This is a genomic window from Methylobacterium sp. XJLW (genome assembly GCF_003254375.1).
Classification (GTDB): Bacteria; Pseudomonadota; Alphaproteobacteria; order Rhizobiales; family Beijerinckiaceae; genus Methylobacterium; species Methylobacterium fujisawaense.
On record NZ_CP016429.1, the window covers coordinates 4,613,051 to 4,627,348 of the forward strand.

Below are 14,298 nucleotides of genomic sequence, written 5' to 3' on the forward strand. Positions count from 1 at the left end.
CGGGCTCCGATCAGGTGGAGTTCGAACATGCAAGAGATCTGGTTCCGCACGGGCGAGGCCACGGTGCTGGCGGCCGAGGGCCAGTACACCGACGCCATGCCGGAGGTGCTGATCGGCTCGGTGCGCGGTCCGGTCGGCCAGGCCTTCGCGTCGATGATGGGGCAGGTCCAGGGCCACACGCGGATGTTCGTGGTCCGCGACCTCAACCAGCTCGTGCGCCCTGCCACGATGATGACCACCAAGGTCACGATCCACACGGCCGAGTATGCCGAGCTCCTCGGCGGCGTGGTCCAGGCCGCCACCGGCGACGCGATCGTGGACTGCATCATCGAGGGCATCCTGCCCAAGGACGGGCTCGACGAGCTGTGCATGATCATCATGATCTGGCTCGATCAGCGCTGCGCCGAGGACGACAACCTCGACCAGAAGGACCTCTACCGGACCAACTACGAGGCGACGAAGCTCGCCATCGCCCGCGCCCTCAAGGGCGAGCCGACGGTGGACGAGCTGATCGCCAACCGGAAGACCGTGAAGCACTACGCCCTGGACGGCGTGATCGAGTACTGATCGGCCCCTTCGCGCGCATCCTGCCGGGGTCGATATCGCATCACCCCGGCGGGATGCGCCCCACCGAGCACAGGGTCCGCATCGCGGTGCTGCCCGGGTCGGTGTAGCAGGAGGCCGACCAGCCGTTCTGCTGGATGAACGACTTGCGCCGCTCCGACAGCGCGGTCCGGTAGGCGCTGGCGATGATCGGCTCGACGGTCGCGGCCGGTTCGCCGACCAGGATCTCGGAGGCCACCGACAGGTCGCGGAAGAAGGTCGCCGAGGGGGCGGGCTCGGCCGAGGTCGCCTGCACGATCGGCTCGGCCCGGCAGGTCACGTCGAACTTGATCGGGCCGGCCATGCGGATGTCGATGCTGGGGCCCGCCCGCTTGCCGACCTTGCCGCCGATGGCGCCGGCGATCTGGCGGGTGAGGTCGTCGCAGCTGTCGGCCCGGGCGGCCTCCGCCCAGAGGGGGAGGGCCGCGCAGGCGGCGAGGAGGAGGCGCGGAACGGCGAAGCTCGACATGGCCGCACTCTACGCGCGGCGCGGGGCCTGTCGAGGGGCGTTCCTCAGTGGAAATCCCGGCTGCGATACACGCGCCGATCCGGGGGCACGCCGAAATCCGTGTTCTCGGGGGGCAGCTTCATCCCGGCCTCGCGCAGGTCGCGCAGGGACGCGGTGAGATCGCGAAACCCTTCGGCCACGAGATGGACCACCCCGTCCGCCCGCTGGATCCGGCCGCGCACGGCGAGGAACCGGGCCTGCATGGCGATCCGGCGGTTGGCCTCGAACACCGTCTTCCAGACGATCACGTTGGCGATACCGGTCTCGTCCTCCAGGGTCAGGAACACCACGCCCTTGGCGGTGCCGGGCCGCTGGCGGATCAGCACGAGGCCCGCCACCGTGACCCGCGCCCCCTGGGGCAGGGCGGGATCGAGATGCGCCCGGGCCGGGATCGCGCCGATCCGGGCGAGCCGCCCCCGGAAGAAGGCGACCGGGTGCCCCTGCAGCGACAGGCCGGTGGCGGCATAATCCTCGGCCACCGCCTCGGACGGGGCCAGGGACGGCAGGTCCACGGCCGGCTCGTGCCGGAACAGGCCGTCATCGGCGTGCCAGGCGAAGAGCGGCAGGGGCGCGTCGAGGAGATGGGCCCGGCGCGCGCTCGGGTCGGCCTTGGCGGCCTTGCGCGCCGAGGTCCCCTCCAGGGTGCGGACCATCCAGAGGGCGGCGCGCCGGTCGAGGCCCAGCGAGCGGAACGCGTCCGCCTCGGCCAGCCGCTCCAGGGTGTTGCGGGGCAGGGCGAGGGCGGCCTGCAGGCCCTCGATGCTGGCATAGCCGTTGGCCCGCAGCCGCACGAGCCGGCGCATGGCGGCCTCGGGCAGGCCGCGCACCACCCGCAGGCCGATCCGCACGGCGTGCAGCGCGGGATTTCCGGCCGGCTCCAGGGTGCAGTCCCAGTCGCTGGCGTTGACGCAGACGCCCCGCACCTCGACCCCGTGGGCGCGGGCGTCGCGCACCAGCTGGGCCGGCTGGTAGAAGCCCATGGGCTGGGCGTTGAGGATCGCGGCCAGGAAGACGTCGGGGTGCCGGCACTTCATCCAGGCCGAGGCGTAGACGAGGAGCGCGAAGCTCGCCGCGTGGCTCTCCGGGAATCCGTAGGTGGAGAAGCCGCGGATCTGCGCGAAGCAGCGCTCGGCGAAGTCCTGCGGGTAGCCCCGGCGGGTCATGCCGCCCACGAACTTGTCCGCGAAGCCGCCGATCGAGCCGACATGGCGGAAGGTCGCCATCGCCCGGCGCAGGCCGTCGGCCTCGGCCGGGGTGAAGCCCGCCGCCGTGATGGCGATCTGCATGGCATGCTCCTGGAACAGCGGCACCCCGTAGGTCTTCTGCAGGACCTCCTTCAGTTCGTCCGCCGGCCCGTGGTCCGGGTGCGGGGCGGGGTACTCCACCGGGTCGATCCCGGAGCGGCGCCGCAGGTAGGGATGGACCATGTCGCCCTGGATGGGACCGGGGCGCACGATCGCCACCTGCACGACGAGGTCGTAGAATTCCTTGGGCTTCAGGCGCGGCAGCATCGACATCTGCGCCCGGCTCTCGACCTGGAACACGCCGACGGAATCGGCCTTCGCCAGCATCGCGTAGGTGGCGGGATCCTCCTGGGGCAGGTCGGCCAGCGTCTCGTAGAAGGTATTGTGGTCCTTCTCCAGAAACGCGAGGCCGCGCTTGAGGCAGGTCAGCATGCCGAGCGCCAGCACGTCGACCTTCATCAGGCCGATCGCGTCGATGTCGTCCTTGTCCCACTCGATGAAGGTGCGGTCCGCCATGGCGCCGTTGCCCACCGGCACGGTCTCGTCGAGGCGCCCGCGGGTCAGCACGAAGCCGCCGACATGCTGGGACAGGTGGCGGGGGAAACCGATCAACTGGTGGGCGAGGTCCAGCGCCTGCCGGATCGCCGGGTTCCCCGGATCGAGGCCGGCCTCGCGCACATGCTGGTCCGGCATCCCGGTGCCCCAGGAGCCCCAGACCGTGTCGGCGATCGCCGCGGTCACGTCCTCGGTGAGCCCGAGGACCTTGCCGACCTCGCGGATCGCCATGCGCGGACGGTAGTGGATCACCGTGGCGCAGAGGGCGGCCCGCTCCCGGCCGTAGCGGGCATAGAGGTGCTGGATCACCTCCTCGCGGCGCTCGTGCTCGAAATCGACGTCGATGTCGGGGGGCTCGCCCCGGTTCTCCGAGATGAAGCGGGCGAAGAGCAGCCGGTGCTTGGACGGGTCCACCGCGGTGATGCCCAGGCAGAAGCACACGGCGGAATTGGCCGCCGAGCCGCGGCCCTGGCAGAGGATCCCCTTGCCGCGGGCGAACTCGACCACGTCGAACAGGGTCAGGAAGTAACGGGCATAGTCCATCTTGGCGATGAGCCGCAGCTCCTCGCGGAGCGTCCCCGCGACGGCGGAGGGAATATCGCCGCCGTAGCGCCAGTGCGCCCGCTCGAAGGTCTTCTCCTCCAGGTATTCCTGCGGCGTGCGCCCGGGGGGCACCGGCTCGTCGGGATATTCGTAGCGCAGCTGGGACAGGCAGAAGCCGCAGGCCTCGGCGATCTCGACGGTGCGGGCCACCGCCTCCGGGTGGTCGGCGAACAGCCGCGCCATCTCGGCGGGGGGCTTCAGGTGGCGCTCGGCATTGGCCTCCAGCCGGTAGCCCGCCTCGCCGATCCGGCAGCCCGCGCGGATGCACGTCACCACGTCCTGGAGCGGGCGCCGCTCGGGATGGTGGTAGAGCGCGTCCGAGACCGCGACCATCGGCGCGCGGGCGGCCGCGCCCAGCTCGGCGAGCAGACCGAGGCGGCGCCGCTCGTCGCCCCGGCGCGTATGGCTCGCCCCGAGGAAGGTCCGGCCCGGGGCCGCGGCGGCGAGCGCCTCCAGACGCGACCGGAAGCCCTCCGGCAGGCGCCGGGCCGGCGGCATGGCGATGAACATCTGCCCCTTCGCGGCCTCCAGCATCTCGGCGAAGGCGAAGCGGCATTCCCCCTTGCGGACGCGCCGGTTGCCCAGGGTGAGCAGCCGGCAGAGGCGCCCCCAGGCCGCCCGGTCCATCGGGTAGGTGACGGCCTCGAACCCCTCCTCGGTGACGAGGCGCACGCCGGGCAGGATCCGGATCTTCGTGCCCTCCGCTTCGAGCGCCCGCGCCGCCGCATGCGCCCGGACCACGCCGGCCACGGTGTTGCGGTCGGCGATGCCGATCGCCGAGAGGCCGTAGGCCGCCGCCTGCACGACGTAGTCCTGCGGGTGCGCGGCGCCGTGGAGGAACGAGAAGTTCGTGGTGACGGCGAGTTCGGCGAAAGGGATCTCAGGGCGGCTCACGCGAACAGCCCGTGGACGTACCACGCGGCCGGCTGCCCGGGGGCGTGCGGCCCGTCGCGGTAGAGCCAGAGCCGGTGACCGGCCTCGCATTCGATGCGGTAATAGTCGCGCTCCGCGCCGGGCGCGCACCACCATTCCGCGGAAATCCGCTCCGGCCCCTCGGCATGGGCGACGCGGTGAACCTGCGCGCGCCAGCGGAAGCGCCGGGGCGGCCCCTCCGGGACGGCGGAGAGCACGTCGCAAGCGGCTTCGCCCCGGGGGAACAGCACCAGGGGGCGGGGCGGGAGGTGATCGGGCCAGGGGATGGAGCAGGGGACGGAGATGGGAAAGGCCCGCGCCCTCACGCCCCCCTCTGCGGGGGAGGTTGGCTCCTGCTTCAGAAGGGGCCGGGAGAAGGGAAAGCCGCTTCCGGAGGGATCGCGCGCTTCATGAAGGCCACGGCCGGACCCTGCACCCTCGCTCCCCCCGTGCGGGACTTCGTGCCGACTCGTCCCCCTTCGGGGGGCATCCTCCTCCGCAGAGGGGAGAGGGCGATGCGCGCGCGTCCGGCCGATGTCCTTGTCCGCTGACGATCCGTGCCCCTCTCCGGCAACCCAGGGACCGCTCCGATCAGCCCGTTCCGGCAGGTGACTCGCCCGTGGCTCCAGGCGCAGCAACGCCCGCCCGAGGCGCTGCGCCAGGGCATCGGCCAGGACGGCGACCCCATCGCCGGAGGCGTCCGCCCCGAGATCGGTCTGGCGGGCCGGCATGGCGCCGGTCACCGTCACGGCGAGCGCCACGGTCTCGAAGCCGAACCCGGCCTCGAGGGCGGAGCCCAACCGGTCGAGGCGCAGGGAAACCAGGGCCGCGACCCGCTCGGGGTAACGCTCGGGGCGCGACAGACCGAGATCGATGGCCCGCACCACCCCGTCGACCCGGTGCAGGGCGAGGCGCAGGGCACAGGCACCGAGCCCGTCCCGCTCCAGACGGGGGGCGATCTCGGCCATCAGGTCGCGGGCGGTCCGGACGATGTCCGACTGCCGCCCGATCGGGTCGAGGAAGCCGCGGGCGGCGGCGTATTCGGCGGCCTCCGACAGGGGCGCCAGCGGCTCGGGACGGCGTGCCAGGGCCTGATCGAGGCGCAACAGCAACGCCTCGCCGAAGCGACGGGCGAGGGGCCCCCGGGGGAGGGCATCGAGTTCGCCCATCCGGCGCAGGCCGAGCCGCTTCAGCCCCGAGACCGTGCCGGGATCCAGCCGCAGGGCCTCCACGGGCAGACCCCGCAGAGCCTCGGCCGCCCCGCCCGGCGGCACGACGATCCGGTCGACCCCGCCGTGGCTGGCCAGCGCGAAGGCGGCCCCGGGTGTGTCGGCAAGGGCGATCCGGGCGGGGATATGTCCCCGCGCGAGACGGTCTGTCAGATCGTCGACGAGACTCGCCTCGCCGCCGCGCAGGTGACTGGCCCCGGCGACGTCGATGTAGAGCCCGTCCCCCGCCTCGGCCGGCCCGAACGGCGCCACGAGGGGCGCGTAGCCGCCCGCCCAGCGGCAGAGCCGCAGCAGAGCGTCCCGGTCGGCGGTCGGGTCGGCGGGATAGACCTGGAGCGGCACGCCGATCCGCGCCCGGACCCGGCCCAGGGGCTCGCCGGGCTGGAGGCCCAGGGCGCGGGCCTCCGGGTCGAGGGCCACGAGCCGCAGGCCGCCGGGGCCCTCGGCGGCCACCGCGAGGGGGCCGCGCTCAGGCGCGAGACCGGCCCGCCGCAGCCGCGTCACCGGCCAGTGGCTCAGGCAGATGCAGACGATGCGCGGCATGGTCCCACTCCAGAAGCCAGTCGCCGCCCCGCCCGTTGCGACAGCGTTCGAGCCGCGCCCGCCAGCGCGGCCTGTCGAGGGTGCCGAACCGGTCCCGCGCCGCGGGCGCCGCGGCGATCCGCCAGCGGGTGGCGGCCCCGTTGGGCAGGCCGGCAGGCGCCGGCCGCAGGATCAGCAGCAGCGGCGGAGCAGACCCTTCCGCGGCGAGCTGCAGGCGCCGGCCCGGCTTCAGCGGCAGGCCGTCCCGGACGAGGCCGACGAGGGCCGTGAGCGCCCGGGCGTGCAGGGCCGCCTCCAGCGCGCGGAACACCTCCGCATCGCTGCCGGCCTCCAGCAGCAGCAGCCGGGCGGGATCGAGGCCGAGTCCCGCGAGGCCATGGCCGTAGGGCAGGGGCTGCCCCGGCGCGGCGGCGATCAGCGCCGGACCAGGCCGGCCAGCGAGGTGGCGGGCGCAGAGCGCCAGGGCGAAGCCGAGGGCCGCGACCCCGTCCACGGGCTCGGCCGGCGCGATCTCGTGGGGCGGCCCGAGGACGAGGCCGCCGCCCGGCAGATGCCCGTCGAGCTCCGGTACGCCCAGCGGCAGGACCGGCGGCAGGACCGGCGGCAGGTCCCGCTCGCCGGCCGGCGGCGCGAGGCGCATCCGCAGGGCCGCAAGCCGGGCCCGGGGATCGCCCCGCGCGATCGCCCCCTCGGTCTCGTCCGCAGGGTCCAGCCCCATCTCCGTCGGCTCCGGTCATGCCGGACGATAGGAACATAACAGGAACGCACACAAACGGTTTCCACGGCGTCCCGGAATCGCGCACGGAAGCAGCGGCTTGGCCTGTGGATGGCTGTGGACGCCTGTGGAATCGACCGCCACCGCCGGTTCCGCCGCCCCGGTTGACCTCCCTCGCAGGGCGAGACCAATGTCGGGCCGCCGCGTGCGTGACGCGGCCGAACCGGACCGCGCATGCGCTCAGCCCTCACTCTGACGATCCTGCTCGCCCTGTCGGGGGCGGCGCTCGGCCAGCAGGCGGATCCGCCGGGTGGCGCAGGTCCGGATCCGGCCGCGGCCGCCGCAGGGCGATCGCGCCCGGCCCGCCCGCGGGTCCGGCACGCGCAGACCCCGAGCCAGCCGATCATGGTCTACGACGCGCGCATCGAGGCCGGCGACCTCCGGATCTCGGGCTCGGTGCGCAAGCCCGGGGCGATCGTGGTGCTGGACGACGACATCTCGATCCAGGCCGACCGGCGCGGACGGTTCACCTTCCGGCTGCCCTACCGGCCTTCGACCTGCGTGGTGACGCTGAAGGCGGAGCCGGACGAGCGGGAGGCGGTTGTGGCGAACTGCGCGCCGGAGGGTCCGCCCGGACCGCCCGGCCCTCAGGGTGTCGCAGGACCGTCCGGGGAGACGGGGGCCAAGGGCGAGGCCGGTCTCAAGGGCGATCAGGGGGCCAAGGGAGACCAAGGAGCCAAGGGCGAGCAGGGTCTCAAGGGCGATACGGGTCCTCAGGGCGAGACCGGTCCGAAAGGGGAGACCGGCCCCCAGGGCGCGGTCGGCCCGCAGGGCGCACCGGGCCCGAAGGGCGATGCCGGGGCCGCGGGCCTGCAGGGTCCTCCGGGCCCGCGGGGTCCGGTCGGACCGCAGGGCGGCCCGGGCCCGAAGGGCGAGGCCACAGCCGCCAGCTTGCGACCCGTGCGCAAATCCGATTGCCCGGGGGGCTGCACGATCACCTGCGGGACCGGCGAGATGCTGGTCACGGCCCATTGCCTCAAGGGTGGCGTGGCGGTCTATGACGGGGAGGGCGCCAGCTGCCCCGCGGACGCGTCCGGCATCGTCGGGTTCTGCACGCGGCCGTGAGGCGGGCGCGTCAGCCGCCGGTCTCGCGCAGCCAGTCGAGCATACCGGCAGCGGCCGCCCTTCCGCCCGCGAGGGCGCCCTGGAGCAGGTAGCCGCCGGTCGGCGCCTCCCAGTCGAGCATCTCCCCGGCCAGGAACAGGCCGGGATGGGCCCGCAGCATCGACCGTTCGTCGAGGGCGTCGAGCCGGACGCCGCCCGCCGTCGAGATCGCCCGCTCGATCGGCGCGGAGGCGGTGAGGGTGATGGGCGCGGCCTTGATCAACCCGGCCAGCGCCCCGGGATCCGCCGGGAGGGCGGCGCCGGTCGCCTCGCGCAGCAATCCCGCCGCAACGGGCGCGAGGCCCGCGGCTTTGCGCAGCCGGGTCGCGGCCGAGTCGCCCGGCCGGGCGCCGGACAGACGGCGGGCGAGGGCTTCCCGGGTGAGGTCGGGGCGGAGATCCACGACGAGCCGCGCGCTGCCCCCGGCCGCGATCGCTTCGCGTAAGAGGCGCGAGAGGGCGTAGATCGCTCCGCCCTCGATGCCGGTCTGCGTGATCACGGCCTCGCCCCGCACCACGGTGCCTTCGCAGGCGAGCGCCACCCGCTTCAGCGGTGCTCCGGAGAACCGCTCCCGGAACAGGTCGGACCACGCCACCGCGAAGCCGGCATTGGCCGGACGCAGGGGCGCCACCGCCACCCCGAGCCCTTCGAGGAGGGGCACCCAGCGCCCGTCCGAGCCGAGGCGCGGCCAGCTCGCACCGCCGAGCGCCAGCAGGGTGGCGCGGGGCCGGATCGCGCGCGGCCCGTCCGGGGTGTCGAAATGCAGCGTCCCGCCCAGGGCCGTGAGCCGGTGGCGGGTGTGGATCCGGACCCCGAGGCGGTCGAGCCGCGCCAGCCATGCCCGGAGCAGGGGCGAGGCCTTGAAGCTGCGCGGGAAGACGCGCCCGCTCGACCCGACGAAGGTCGGCTCGCCGAGTTCCGCGCACCACGCCCGCAGCGCGTCGGGCGGGAAGGCCGCGATGGCGGCATCGAGACAGCCATGCGGATGGTAGCGGGCGAGGAAGTCCGCCCGCGCCTCGCTGTGGGTGATGTTGAGGCCGCCGCGCCCGGCGATCAGCAGCTTGCGGGCGACCGAGGGCATGCGCTCGTAGACCGCGACCGCGCGGCCTGCGCCTCCCAGCACCTCGGCGGCGGCGAGCCCGGCCGGCCCGCCGCCCACGATGGCGATTGCATCCCTGTCATCCGGCATCCGCCGGGAGAGCGACAGGCCGCCAGTCCTGTCAAGGGCGAAGACCGGATCGGTGCCGGACGGCATGGGCTGCCCTCCGGCGCTGCGCTAAGGATCGATACGGCCGAGCGGAAGCTCTTCTTGGTCCCGGGCCTCGCGGATAGCGGCGGCCCGAGCCGCGGCCGCGGGCCGTCCGCCATCCCCTTTCGCCGCCCTGTCCCCATTCGCACCGGATGGTCGGCCGGCACGGCTCGGATCAGAGGCTCAGACACGTGGCCAGCCCCGCTGCCGTCACCGGAACCCCGGCGCAGACACAGGCGCAGACCGGCGCCCCTCAAGATCGCCTCAACCAGAGCGAGATCCGCGCGATCGTCTACGGCCTGATGACCGCGATGCTGCTCGCGGCCCTCGACCAGACCATCGTGGCGACCGCCATGCCGACCATCGGGCTCGACCTCGGGGACGCCGCCAACCTCCCCTGGATCGTCACCGCCTACCTGCTGGCCTCCACGGCGGTGACCCCGCTCTATGGCAAGCTCAGCGACATCCACGGCCGGCGGATCATGCTGCTGATCGCCATCGCGACCTTCGGGCTCGGGTCGCTGGCCTGCGCGCTCGCCCCCACGATGGTGACGCTGGCGCTGGCCCGGGGCCTCCAGGGGATCGGCGGTGGCGGGCTGATCGCGCTTTCCCAGACCATCCTGGCCGACATCATGTCGCCCAAGGAGCGCGCCCGCTATCAGGTGGTGATCGCGGGCGTGTTCGTGGCCGCCTCGGTGGCGGGGCCGCTGCTCGGGGGCCTCTTCGCCCAGCACCTGCACTGGTCGCTGATCTTCTGGATCAACCTGCCGATCGGCATCCTCGCCTTCGCGCTGACCAACGCCAACCTGAAGCGCCTGCCGCGCCACGACCGCCAGCACCGGCTGGACTGGCCCGGGGCCGCCCTGATGGTCGCGGGGTCTGTCACCCTCCTGCTGGCCCTGAGCTGGGGCGGCGTGCGCTATCCCTGGGGCTCGCCCACGATCCTCGCCCTCCTCGCCGGGGCGGCCGTACTGGCCGGCGGTTTCGCGGCGCGGCTCGCCACGGCGTCAGAGCCGCTGATCCCCACGGAGGTGCTCAAGGACCGGGTGGTCTACAGCGCGACGCTGGCCGCCTGCTTCGCCATGGGCACCTTCATCGGCCTCACCATCTATGTGCCGATCTTCCTCGAAGGGGTGATCGGGCTCTCGGCGAGCGAGTCCGGCGTGGCGCTGGTGCCGCTGATGATCGGCACCGTCACGGGCGCGACGCTGTCGGGCCGATCGATGCTGCATTTCCGGCACTACAAGCGCGTGCCCCTGGCGATGATGAGCCTCAGCCTCGCCTGCTGCGCCACCATCGCCTGGGAAGGCCGGGCGCTGCCCTTCTGGCTCATGGAGGTGCTGTTCGCGCTGCTCTCCATGGGCATCGGGACAATCCTGCCCCTCTCCACCATCGCCATCCAGAACGCGGTGGAACCGCACCAGCTCGGGATCGCCACCGCCGCGATGAACTTCTTCCGGTCGCTCGGCGGGGCGCTGATCGTGGCGGCTTTCGGCACGATCGTACTCGGCGGCGTCGCAGGCGGGGCAGGGAGCGGGACAGGAGGCCACGACGTGGAGAGCCTGATCCGCGGCGCGGACCCGGCGCAGCTCGCCCTGACCTTCCGTTTCGTCTTCCTGGCCGCCTGCCTCGGCCTGCTGGGCGCCTTCACGTTCCTGGCGCTGATGGAGGAGCGACCCCTGCGCGAACGCGCATCGCCGCGGATGGGCGGGGAACCGGCTACCGGCGACCCGGGCTGAGGGTTCGGAACCTCGGCTGCGGCGTCGCTCGGCCGGTGTGCTTGGCCGGTGCGGAGCGAAGACCGTCTCGGGGCACGTGGCGCTGCGATCGACGACGCTCTCGCAGATCCGGACCGTGCCGCCCGGCAAACGGATCCCTCGTCCACCCCGTCAACACACCGCACGCGCGGCTTTTCGATGGGGGCGTTGAGCGCCAGCAGATTGGTCTGTCCGGCGATCCCCTGGATCAGGGTTACGACCTAGCCGATCTGCGCGGCTTGTCCGCTCAACCCCTCCAGTACGGGTGCACGCCGTCCCGAACGCACCGCGAGAGCGGCCGAGCCGACTGAGCCGGCCCGGCCGGGCCGCACATCCGATCCAGGCGCCGCCCACCGGCACATTCCCGATGGAACCATCCGGGGGATGCAGGCCCGCATCCCCAGCCCTGCCCTTGATTCGCCCCGATCACCGCTTACCTCGCCCCTATCGGCTGCGGGCCCCTCTGGCGGGCGCTTCCCAGCGCCCGTGATGTCGGAGCCGATGCTTTCCTTCCGGAATCAGCATCAGGTCCCGCGCATGATGGACGTCCTCACCATCGAATGGCTCGGCAAGCCATTGTGGATGTGGCTCGGGTTCCACCTCCTGATCGCCGGCCTGCTCGCCTTCGACCTCGGACTCCTCCACCGCGACAAGGAGCACGAGATCGGCGTCCGGGAGAGCTTGGCTCTCACCGGCTTCTACCTCGCGCTGGGCCTGGCCTTCGGCGGCTGGATCTGGTGGTATCTGGGTCCCCAGTCCGGCGAGGAATACGTCACCGGACTCGTGGTCGAGAAGTCGCTGTCGATGGACAACGTCTTCGTCATCGCCATGATCCTCACGGCGCTCGGCGTCCCCCGGGCTGCCCAGCACCGGGTCCTCCTCTGGGGTATCCTGGCGGCGGTGCTGCTGCGCGGTCTGATGATCGGACTGGGCGCCGCGCTGGTGCACGAGGTGCACTGGGTTCTGTCCCTGTTCGCCGCCTTCCTGATCTATGCCGGCCTGAAGATCCTCGTCTCGGGCGACGAGGAGGAGGGCGACTTCCAGAACAGCGCCGTCGTGCGCTGGTTCAAGACCACCTTCCGGGTGACGCCGGAGCTGCACGGCCAGCGTTTCACGGTCCGCAAGACCGATCCGAAGACCGGCCGGGTCGCCCTGTACTTCACGCCGCTGGCCCTCGCCCTGGTGCTGGTGAACGGCGCCGACGTGATCTTCGCGGTCGACAGCGTGCCGGCGATCTTCGCAATCACCACCGACACGTTCGTGGTCTACACCTCCAACATCTTCGCGATCCTGGGCCTGCGCGCCCTCTACTTCGCCCTGGCCGCGATGGTCGACCGGTTCGCTTATCTCAAGACCGCGCTCGCCTTCATCCTGATCTTCATCGGCGCCAAGATCGTGGTGGCCGACACGTTCGGGCTCGTGACGGTTCCGCCATGGGTCTCGCTGGTGGTCACCCTGACGCTGCTGGCGGCCGGCGTCGCCTACAGCCTCTGGCGGACCCGGACCGACGCGCCGGATCAAGCGGACGCGGATCCCGTCCCTCCGCACGAGGCCCGGGCCCACCGCGCCTGAGGCGGGACCGGCGGTCCTCAGGCCGCCGGCAGGGCCGCGATCAGGTCGCGCAGGGTGGTGATGGTGGAGGCGTCGGCTACGCCATCCACCCGCGCCGGACGGAAATGACGCTGGAACGCGGTGATCACCGCCTGGGTGCGCGCGTCGAACAGGCCGGTCACCGGCTGGTCGTAGCCGTAGAGTGCGACCATCGCCTGCAGCGCCTCGACGGGCTGGCCGGCATCGCCCCGCGCGAAGAACCGGCCGTCCTGGAGGCGGGCCGGGGGCACGTAATGGCCCACCCCCGCCGCCGCGAGCCGGCTCCAGGGGAAGGTCTCGCCCGGATCCTCCTTGCGTTCGGGTGCGATGTCGGAATGGCCGAGCACCCGCTCCGGCGGGATCGGCCAGCGGCCGATGATGTCCCGGGCCAGGGCGATCACCGCTTCGATCTGCGCGTCCGGGTAGGACGGCAGGCCGCCGGCATGGCCCGGATGGACGATCTCGATCCCGATGGAGCGGGAATTGATATCGGTCTCGCCCTTCCAGGCCCCGGCGCCGGCATGCCAGGCCCGGCGGGCCTCCGGCACCATCTGGACGATGCCGCCATCTTCGAACACGAGATAGTGGGCCGAGACCTCGCTCAGCGGGTCGCGCAGCCGCGCCAGCGCGGCGGCCCCGCTGTCCATGCCGGTGTAATGCAGGACCAGCATGTCGAGCGGCCCCGCGCGCCGGGCTCCGTGGTTCGGCGAGGGCGCGACGCGGCGGGCGAGGGGCGTATCGGGGATGAGGCTCACCGCAGCCCGCGCTCCTGCCCGATCCGGTCGTAGGCCGCGTTGATCGCGGCGAGGCGCCGCGTGGCGATGGCCACCGCCTCCGTCGGCAGGCCGCGGGCGAGCGCCCGATCCGGGTGGTGCTCGGCGACCAGCGCGCGGTGGCGCGCCTTCACGGCGGCATCGTCCGCCTCCCGGTCGAGCCCGAGGACGCCGTAGGGATCGTCCGGGAGCCGCACGTGCCGGGCGGCGATGCGCCGGAACGCCACCTCATCGAAGCCGAAGATCCCCGATACCGCGCGCAGGTAGCGCTCCTCGGCCTCGTGGAGGGCCCCGTCGGCGCCGGCGATCTGGAACAGGCCGTCGAGCACGTCCTCCAGCAGCGCCGGCTCGTCGCCGAAGGTGGTCGCCAGCTGGTGCGCGTAGGCCTCGAAGCCGTTCGTGGTCTTCTTGGCGAGATCGAACAGGCGCTCCACGCCCGCCCGCGCGGACGGTTCAACCTGAATCACCCGGCCGAAGGCTTCGACCTCAGACGGCAGCACGACGCCGTCGGATTTCGCCATCTTGGCGGCGAGCGCCACGAGTCCGGTGGTGAACACGACGTCGCGCGGCGTCCGCCCGAAGGGTGCGCCGAGCCGGTCCAGCAGGAAATGGCCCGCGACCCCTCCGATCAGGGCCCCGAGCGGACCGCCGATCGCGAGGCCGATGCCGGCACCGCCGAGCTTCCCCCAGACGCCCTGAGACTTGGTCGCCTGGCTCATGGGCGGCCCGGTCTCGGCGCTGATCCTCGGCTCGGCTCTGTCATCGGGGCGGCGGGGTTCCGGCACCGGGACAGGCCCGGCCGAGCGACGGGATAGACCCTCCGCACGCCGCGAGGAAGGGCCGGGACGCGCCC

The 14,298-nt window shown here is 72.9% G+C and carries 11 protein-coding genes; 4 read left to right on the top strand and 7 right to left on the bottom strand.

The genetic code is table 11. The annotated features are described in order from the left end of the window. Positions 1-27 precede the first annotated feature (27 nt). Positions 28-567 carry a formaldehyde-activating enzyme gene (fae, locus tag A3862_RS21355; protein WP_020092273.1) on the top strand — a complete coding sequence of 180 codons (540 nt, stop codon included), beginning with the start codon at positions 28-30 and terminating at the stop codon, positions 565-567. 40 nt (positions 568-607) lie between these two features. Here fae and A3862_RS21360 read toward each other — a convergent pair whose 3' ends face one another. The 4 genes from A3862_RS21360 to A3862_RS21375 are packed head-to-tail and all read right to left on the bottom strand — an operon-like array spanning position 608 to position 6,915. Continuing rightward, positions 608-1,072, bottom strand: coding sequence for a hypothetical protein (locus A3862_RS21360; RefSeq protein ID WP_043757218.1), 465 nt, complete (start codon positions 1,070-1,072; stop codon positions 608-610). A gap of 44 nt (positions 1,073-1,116) precedes the next feature. Further along, entirely contained in the window at positions 1,117-4,407 is a 3,291-nt protein-coding gene (locus tag A3862_RS21365) for an error-prone DNA polymerase (RefSeq protein ID WP_043757215.1), read from the bottom strand. Continuing rightward, positions 4,404-6,197 (bottom strand): Y-family DNA polymerase, encoded by a 1,794-nt coding sequence (locus A3862_RS21370; RefSeq protein ID WP_043757213.1) that lies wholly within the window; start codon positions 6,195-6,197, stop codon positions 4,404-4,406. Before A3862_RS21370 ends, A3862_RS21365 begins: the two co-directional genes overlap by 4 nt. Beyond that, positions 6,124-6,915: an ImuA family protein gene (locus A3862_RS21375; protein WP_051976036.1), complete on the bottom strand. Its 792-nt coding sequence runs from the start codon at positions 6,913-6,915 to the stop codon at positions 6,124-6,126. The genes A3862_RS21370 and A3862_RS21375 overlap by 74 nt, the downstream gene beginning before the upstream one ends. Positions 6,916-7,146: 231 nt before the next feature. Between A3862_RS21375 and A3862_RS21380 the strand changes: the two genes are divergently transcribed. Continuing rightward, positions 7,147-8,037 (top strand): collagen-like protein, encoded by an 891-nt coding sequence (locus tag A3862_RS21380; protein WP_111473982.1) that lies wholly within the window; start codon positions 7,147-7,149, stop codon positions 8,035-8,037. A 10-nt stretch (positions 8,038-8,047) separates the two neighbouring features. On the opposite strand, the gene A3862_RS21385 is transcribed toward A3862_RS21380, so the two are convergent. Continuing rightward, complete coding sequence (locus A3862_RS21385; protein WP_043382052.1) at positions 8,048-9,265, bottom strand: TIGR03862 family flavoprotein; 1,218 nt, start codon at positions 9,263-9,265, stop codon at positions 8,048-8,050. Positions 9,266-9,516: 251 nt separating this feature from the next. Between A3862_RS21385 and A3862_RS21390 the strand changes: the two genes are divergently transcribed. Then, a complete protein-coding gene (locus tag A3862_RS21390; protein ID WP_043757209.1) occupies positions 9,517-11,064 on the top strand; it encodes an MDR family MFS transporter in 1,548 nt (515 codons plus the stop codon). Positions 11,065-11,619: 555 nt separating this feature from the next. Continuing rightward, entirely contained in the window at positions 11,620-12,654 is a 1,035-nt protein-coding gene (locus tag A3862_RS21395) for a TerC family protein (RefSeq protein ID WP_043761125.1), read from the top strand. A 17-nt stretch (positions 12,655-12,671) separates the two neighbouring features. On the opposite strand, the gene A3862_RS21400 is transcribed toward A3862_RS21395, so the two are convergent. Together A3862_RS21400 and A3862_RS21405 are read right to left on the bottom strand one after the other, a co-directional pair. Then, positions 12,672-13,427 carry an N-acetylmuramoyl-L-alanine amidase gene (locus A3862_RS21400; protein ID WP_043757206.1) on the bottom strand — a complete coding sequence of 252 codons (756 nt, stop codon included), beginning with the start codon at positions 13,425-13,427 and terminating at the stop codon, positions 12,672-12,674. After that, positions 13,424-14,164: a TerB family tellurite resistance protein gene (locus A3862_RS21405; protein WP_111473983.1), complete on the bottom strand. Its 741-nt coding sequence runs from the start codon at positions 14,162-14,164 to the stop codon at positions 13,424-13,426. Before A3862_RS21405 ends, A3862_RS21400 begins: the two co-directional genes overlap by 4 nt. Positions 14,165-14,298 lie beyond the last annotated feature (134 nt).

What these genes read in the sequence shown, in the direction of transcription:
- fae (WP_020092273.1), top strand. Translation starts at nt 28, where the DNA reads ATGCAAGAGATCTGGTTCCGCACGGGCGAGGCCACGGTGCTGGCGGCC.
- A3862_RS21360 (WP_043757218.1), bottom strand. Translation starts at nt 1,072, where the DNA reads ATGTCGAGCTTCGCCGTTCCGCGCCTCCTCCTCGCCGCCTGCGCGGCC.
- A3862_RS21370 (WP_043757213.1), bottom strand. Translation starts at nt 6,197, where the DNA reads ATGCCGCGCATCGTCTGCATCTGCCTGAGCCACTGGCCGGTGACGCGG.
- A3862_RS21375 (WP_051976036.1), bottom strand. Translation starts at nt 6,915, where the DNA reads ATGGGGCTGGACCCTGCGGACGAGACCGAGGGGGCGATCGCGCGGGGC.
- A3862_RS21380 (WP_111473982.1), top strand. Translation starts at nt 7,147, where the DNA reads ATGCGCTCAGCCCTCACTCTGACGATCCTGCTCGCCCTGTCGGGGGCG.
- A3862_RS21385 (WP_043382052.1), bottom strand. Translation starts at nt 9,265, where the DNA reads ATGCCGGATGACAGGGATGCAATCGCCATCGTGGGCGGCGGGCCGGCC.
- A3862_RS21395 (WP_043761125.1), top strand. Translation starts at nt 11,620, where the DNA reads ATGATGGACGTCCTCACCATCGAATGGCTCGGCAAGCCATTGTGGATG.
- A3862_RS21405 (WP_111473983.1), bottom strand. Translation starts at nt 14,164, where the DNA reads ATGAGCCAGGCGACCAAGTCTCAGGGCGTCTGGGGGAAGCTCGGCGGT.